Raw genomic sequence first — 5,818 nt, 5'->3', positions numbered from 1 at the left:
GCATCCGTACCGTCACGGGATCCCCGCCGGCCCGAAACGGGCGGATCGACGTGGGGGGCGTCGACCACCGCACGTTCGGGGCCGCATCTGCCGGCGGAGCAACCGACAGATGGCATTACCGCCAGCGGCCAGGGCGATCCGAGGATCGCTCATTCAGGCCAGCTCGCACTGCCGCCCGGTCACGAGACACGGTGGCGTGGAACCGATCTGCGGGCCACTGGCTCGACACCGAGCGCGGTGTCGAGGAGTGAGGGGCCGGGACCCGTCTGGCGGGGACGGGTCCCGGCCGGCCCCGGGCCGTTCGCTGCGACCTGGCTGCGACAGTCGCGGGCGTGCGCGGCTCCGGGGCGGCGCCTGCCGGTGCGCGCGACCGGCAGGGGGCTGAGGAGGGCTCAGGGGGACATGTCGAGACCCTCCGGGGTGTCGGAGTCGCCCTCGATGTCGATACGGGCGTCGACGGCGGCGTCGTGGAGGAGCTGCCGCACGTGCGCCCTGGGCATGCCGTAGGACAGCGCGCCGCAGAGCAGACCGGCGAGCTGGTGCCCGGGCAGGGCGGACCGGGCCTGCTCAAGGGCGACGTTGGCCAACGCGCCGTCACCACGCATATAGGCGCACGCGGCGACCAGGATGGCGGCCTCGGAGCGTTCGGGAGGCGGCAGGCACCGGGCGAGTTCGAGCCACAGTCTCTCGGCGGTGAGGGCGATTCGGGCGTCGAGCGCGTAGTGCAGGCACAGGTCGCGCACCCGGTAGTCGGACAGCGCCATGGCGAGGCGGACGAACTCCTCGTCGGTGGTGGGCAGGGTGTCGGACTTGACGGCGTCGCGAATGACCTGCACGTGCTCGGCACTGGTGGTGTGGTCGGAGCGGATGGTGGTGTCGATCAGGCTGCTGAGCTTGATCATGCGGTTGGTGTCGGGCGGTTGGAACAGCTGATCCAGGTCCTCGCGGCGGTCGTAGGTCACGAGGCCGGAGGCGGCCACCTCGGCGGCGAGTTCGCTGGCGGCGCTGTCGGGCACCTCGCCCTCGCAGTCGTGGTGCAGGTAGCAGCGCCACGGCACACCGCCCGAGGTTGACGGCGCCCACAGGACATGCGGCACGGGCACGGAGATGTCGGCCAGGGCGGTGACCGCGCGCTGCACGAGCTCGTCGTGCCGTGGATCGGGCCGTTCGCACACGACGACGAGCACGGCGGTCTGCGCCTCGTACTGCCGCGTCGCTCTGATCACGGCGGTGGCGAGCGCACCGTGCATCGACGGCGCCACCAGATCCATCCGTGCGACGCCGGTGATCAGATCGTCCTGCAGGGCCACCACGACGAGCGAGTCCCGGGGGTGGAAACCCAACATCGGCGGGATCGCGGCGATGAGCGAGCCGCCGTCGGCGAGCTTGACGATGCGGTTCCGGTCGGATTGGGCCGGGTTGGGGCGTGCGGCGGTGTCCATGTGGCCACCTTGCTCGCGTGGGGGAACGCGACAAAGGCGGCGAAGATCAAGATGTGGACAACTCGGATTGTCCACAGGCCGGATTTTGCAAGGCTTTTCGGGCCGATCGGGGCCCTACCGGTGTGCTATACGCCGAGGTGACCGGTGGACGGACGGGACCTGTGCAGCTCAAGGCCGGTGTCGACCAGGTCGACGCGCTCCAGTGAGGCCACCTCCGACAGCGGGATCCAGGCCGCCTTGTCGGTCGAGCCGTCGATCTCGTCGCGCAGCTCGCCGCCGACGATGCGGGCCTCGTAGACGACGCGTAGCGCGTGGAAGTCCGTCTCGCCGCCGAACCTGCGGGCGTACCGGCGGCGCATGGTGTGCACGCCGAGCAGGCTCTGCACCTCCGCCCGGTACCCGGTCTCCTCGGCGACCTCGCGCTGCACGGCATCGAACGGGTCCTCGCCGTGGTCGATGCCGCCGCCGGGCAGCGTCCACAGCTTGCCCTCGGGCCCGACCCACCTGGCCAGCAGCACCGCGCCGTCACGCACGCAGACCGCGTAGGCCGCGACCCTCAACCGCTCGTACGCCATCGCACCTCCCGTATCCACCCCTGGGTTGATAGCGCATTCAACCCGGCTCCCACCTGTGGACCGAAGAAACCCGCGCCGCCCGGGACGAGTCTTGGACCCGTGCCGGAGCGGCACGCGGGAGATCGAGGAGAGAGCACATGTCCACGCTGGTGTTGGTCCTGGTCGGCGCGCTGGTGGTGCTGCGGGTGCTGGGCAAGCAGCTGACGGGGTCGTTCGTCACCGCGAAGTCGCTGGTGCTGATGCCCGCCATCCTGATCGTCATCGGGCTGGGCGGGGCGGTCGCCGCGGTCGGCGCCGCCCGGCCGAGCGAGATCCTGTTCTTCCTGGTCGACGCGGCGGTCGTGGTGGGACTGGGCCTGGCCCGCGGCGCCACCGCCCGCCTCAGCATGCGTGACGGCAACCTGTTCCAGAAGGGCACGCCGGTGACGATCGTGTTGTGGCTGGCGACGATCGCGGTGCGCGTCGGCGCCGGTTTCCTCGGGCACGCGCTCGGCATCGAGGGCGCCCTCACCGCGGCCTCGGCGCTGATGCTGTTCGGCATCACCATCGCCGCCCAGAACGCGATGATCTACTTCCGGGCGCAGCAGCGGCGGCTGCCGCTCGCGATGGCCGTGCCCCGCCGCTAGAACCTGCGATGATGACGACCATGGTCGACGATCAGGGCTTCGTACTCCCGGGCCGGAGGTACGGAGCCCTGTCGCTGGTCCGCGTGATGCCGTCGCTGTTCGCGTTGACGCTGTTCCTGCCCCAGAAGTGGGTGCTGGCCGGCACGCCGGTCGTGGCGCAGGAACTGCCGTGGCTGATCGCGCTGAGTCTGGTCGTCATCGCCGGCAACGTGATGCTGCTGCCGTTCTCGTGGACGGCGCTGCGGTCGCCGCTCGTGTCGCAGGTCGGCCTGATCGCCATCACGTTGGCGTCGAGCGGGATCCTGCTGCTGCATCCGAACGGCGTGGTCTACGCGCTGCCGTTCTGGACGGCGCGGCTGGCGGTCCGCTACCGCGGTCCCGGGCCGCTGAGCTACATCGTGATCGGCCTGTCCATGGTCGGCGCGGCGATTCCCCAGCTGCTCAGGGACTTCCAATGGCTGGCCGCGCTGGGCATCGCGCTCGGTGTGCTGGCTCTGGTCCTCCTCACGGCCAACCGCCAGGGCCGCGAGGAACGCCTGGAGCAGGCGGAGCTGCTGGTGGCTCGGCGGCAGCAGGTGATCGAGGAACACGCCCGCGCGGCCGCGCTGGCCGAGCGTGCACGGATCGCGCGTGAGGTGCACGACGTGCTGGCGCACTCGCTGGCGGGACTGTCGCTGACGCTGCAGGCACGCGCCTGATGCTGCAACGGGACAACGCGTCGCAGGAGGTCATCGACCAGGTGACCAAGGCGCAGAAGCTGGCCGCGGACGGTCTCACGGAGGCGCGGCGGGCCGTCGCGGCGCTGCGTGACGACAAAGTGCCGGACGCACGGGCGATCGCCGACCTCGTCACGGCATTTCGGCTGGAGTCCGGAGCGCCCGCGGAGCTGGTCGTCAACGGCGAGCCGCGCGACCTGCCGGCGGAGGCTGCCTCGGCGCTGTACCGCACGGCGCAGGAGGCGCTCACCAACGCCCGCAAGCACGCGCCGGGAGCACCCGTGGACGCGGTGCTGGACTTCGAGGACGGGCGCACGGTGCTGACAGTCACCGATCACCCGGGCAAGCCGCCCGCACAGGCGACGAGCGGCGGCTACGGTCTGGTGGGGATGCGGGAACGCGCCGAGCTGATCGGTGGAGAACTGGAGACGGGGCCAATGAAGGACGGGTGGCGCGTGCGCCTGGTGGTGCCGGAGTGAGCGACCTGCGGGTGGTGCTGGCGGACGACCAGACGGTGGTCCGCGAGGGGCTGGCGACGTTGCTGAAGCTGCTGCCGGGCGTGGAAGTCGTGGGGGCTGCGGCCGACGGTGAGCAGGCGGTGGCGCTGGTGGCCGAGCAGCGGCCGGACGTGTTGCTGGTGGACCTGAGGATGCCTCGGTGTGACGGCGTCGAGGCGACGCGACGCGTGCGGGAGCAGTACCCGGAAACCGAAGTCGTGGTGCTGACCACGTACACCGACGACGACAGTGTGTTGTCGGCGTTGCGCGCGGGGGCCAGGGGATTCCTGACGAAGGACGCCGACGCGGAGGCGATCGCGAGGGCGTTGCACGCGGCCGCGGCGGGTCAGTCCACGGTGGACGGCGAGGTGCAGCGGCGGCTGGTGGAGGCCGCGATGGGCGGCGGCCAGCCGAGCAGGCCGGCCACGGAGCCGGCGGACGGGCTGACGCCGAGGGAGATCGACGTGCTGAGGCTGATCGCGGCGGGCATGTCGAACACGGAGATCGCCCGCAAGCTGGTGGTCAGCGAGGCGACGGTGAAGACGCACGTGAACCACCTGTTCGCGAAGGCCAACCTGCGTGACCGCGCGCAGGCGGTGGCCTACGCCTACAAGACGGGCCTGGTGACGGACTGAGTGGGCATCGAGGAGTTCATCGCGGCCCTGCCGAAGGCCGAACTGCACGTCCACCTCGTCGGGGCGGCGTCGCTGGACACGGTGTTGGAGCTGTCGCGCCGGCACTCACGGACCCTTGTGCCCAAGGATCGCGCTGAGCTGGCGCGGTACTACGAGTTCACGGACTTCCCGCACTTCATCAACGTCTACAGCGCCGTGAACAAGCTGGTGACGACGCCCGACGACGTGCGGACGATGCTGCTGGGCCTGGCCCATGACCTCGCGGCCAACAACGTGCGGTACGCCGAGGTGACCGTGTCGGCGATCGCGCACTTCCCCTACGGAACCGGGCCGGAGGCGTTGTCCGAGGCACTGGTGGACGGCCGGCGCAGGGCACTCGCGGAGCACGGCGTCGAGCTGGCGTGGATCTTCGACGTGCCGATGCCGTCGGACCTCCGCGAGGGCTACAGCACCCTGGAGTACGTGCTCGACCAGCGGCCGGAGGGCACGGTCGGCCTCGGGCTGGCGGGGCTGGAGGCGCCGTACCCGCGTGCCGGCTTCAAGGCGGCGTTCCAGGAGGCCAGGGCGGCCGGCCTGCGCAGCCTTCCGCACGCGGGCGAGACCACCGGCCCGGAGGAGATCTGGGCGGCGCTGGAGGACCTCTGCGCGGAGCGGATCGGGCACGGCGTCAGCGCGGTGGACGACGACCGGCTCCTCAAGCACCTGGTCGAGACGGGGATCCCACTGGAGGTGTCGCTGACGTCCAACGTCTGTACGAAGGCGGTGGCGTCGCTGGCCGAGCACTCGCTGCCCCGGCTGCTGGACGCGGGCGTGACGGTCACGCTGAACACCGACGACCCCGGCATGTTCGGCACGAACCTGAACCGCGAGTACCTGCTGGCCCACGAGGTGTTCGGCCTGGGCCGGCCCGAGCTGGCGGAGCTGGCGCGCAACGCGGCACGGGCAGCGTTCTGTTCGGAGCAGACCCGGTCAGGCCTGCTCAAGGGCATCGATGCGGTCGAGCGCGCGGCGGCCGAGCAGTAGCAGGCCGCCGACCAGCGCCACGGCGACCACGACCGCCAGCCAGGACCACCGCTCGTACGCCTCACTGGCGCCGTAGCCGACGGCCACCCACACCAGGCCCCAGACAGCCGACGACGGCAGGTTCCACGGCAAGAACCGCCGGTACGGCAGCCCGGCAGCGGCGGCGAACCGCGGCGCGAGCGTCCGCGCCCCGACCACCCACTGCCCGACCAGCACCGCGGAGCCGCCGAACCGGCTCAGCACCGTTCGCGCCCGCTGTCCCTTGGCACCCGTGAGCCACCGGCTGCTGAGTGCTCCGGGCCGG

The 5,818-nt window shown here is 71.3% G+C and carries 8 protein-coding genes; 5 read left to right on the top strand and 3 right to left on the bottom strand.

The genetic code is table 11. From position 1 onward, the window contains the following. Positions 1-392 precede the first annotated feature (392 nt). Both KUTG_RS36380 and KUTG_RS36375 read right to left on the bottom strand, forming a co-directional pair. Positions 393-1,442: a DUF4192 domain-containing protein gene (locus KUTG_RS36380; RefSeq protein WP_043723322.1), complete on the bottom strand. Its 1,050-nt coding sequence runs from the start codon at positions 1,440-1,442 to the stop codon at positions 393-395. Positions 1,443-1,567: 125 nt separating this feature from the next. Then, positions 1,568-2,017, bottom strand: a complete 450-nt coding sequence (locus KUTG_RS36375; RefSeq protein ID WP_043723321.1) for an NUDIX domain-containing protein — start codon at positions 2,015-2,017, stop codon at positions 1,568-1,570. Positions 2,018-2,154: 137 nt separating this feature from the next. Between KUTG_RS36375 and KUTG_RS36370 the strand changes: the two genes are divergently transcribed. The 5 genes from KUTG_RS36370 to add are packed head-to-tail and all read left to right on the top strand — an operon-like array spanning position 2,155 to position 5,514. After that, positions 2,155-2,643 carry a DUF1453 family protein gene (locus tag KUTG_RS36370; RefSeq protein WP_043723320.1) on the top strand — a complete coding sequence of 163 codons (489 nt, stop codon included), beginning with the start codon at positions 2,155-2,157 and terminating at the stop codon, positions 2,641-2,643. Positions 2,644-2,663: 20 nt separating this feature from the next. Further along, the gene (locus KUTG_RS54300; RefSeq protein ID WP_198047421.1) at positions 2,664-3,341 is read left to right on the top strand and encodes a histidine kinase; all 678 of its coding nucleotides are present in this window, start codon (positions 2,664-2,666) and stop codon (positions 3,339-3,341) included. Further along, positions 3,341-3,838, top strand: coding sequence for a sensor histidine kinase (locus KUTG_RS54295; protein ID WP_052395807.1), 498 nt, complete (start codon positions 3,341-3,343; stop codon positions 3,836-3,838). The genes KUTG_RS54300 and KUTG_RS54295 overlap by 1 nt, the downstream gene beginning before the upstream one ends. Continuing rightward, complete coding sequence (locus KUTG_RS36360) at positions 3,835-4,491, top strand: response regulator (RefSeq protein ID WP_043723319.1); 657 nt, start codon at positions 3,835-3,837, stop codon at positions 4,489-4,491. The genes KUTG_RS54295 and KUTG_RS36360 overlap by 4 nt, the downstream gene beginning before the upstream one ends. Continuing rightward, positions 4,492-5,514: an adenosine deaminase gene (gene add, locus KUTG_RS36355; RefSeq protein WP_043723316.1), complete on the top strand. Its 1,023-nt coding sequence runs from the start codon at positions 4,492-4,494 to the stop codon at positions 5,512-5,514. Here add and KUTG_RS36350 read toward each other — a convergent pair. Beyond that, a partial coding sequence (locus KUTG_RS36350) for a DedA family protein (RefSeq protein ID WP_369794558.1) occupies positions 5,461-5,818 on the bottom strand: 358 nt, incomplete at its 5' end. The two genes, add and KUTG_RS36350, sit on opposite strands and share 54 nt — an antisense overlap.

It is taken from the genome of Kutzneria sp. 744 (genome assembly GCF_000568255.1).
Lineage (GTDB): Bacteria > Actinomycetota > Actinomycetes > Mycobacteriales > Pseudonocardiaceae > Kutzneria.
The sequence above is the reverse complement of the archived record's forward strand: the minus strand, read 5'-3'. Positions and strand labels throughout refer to the sequence as shown.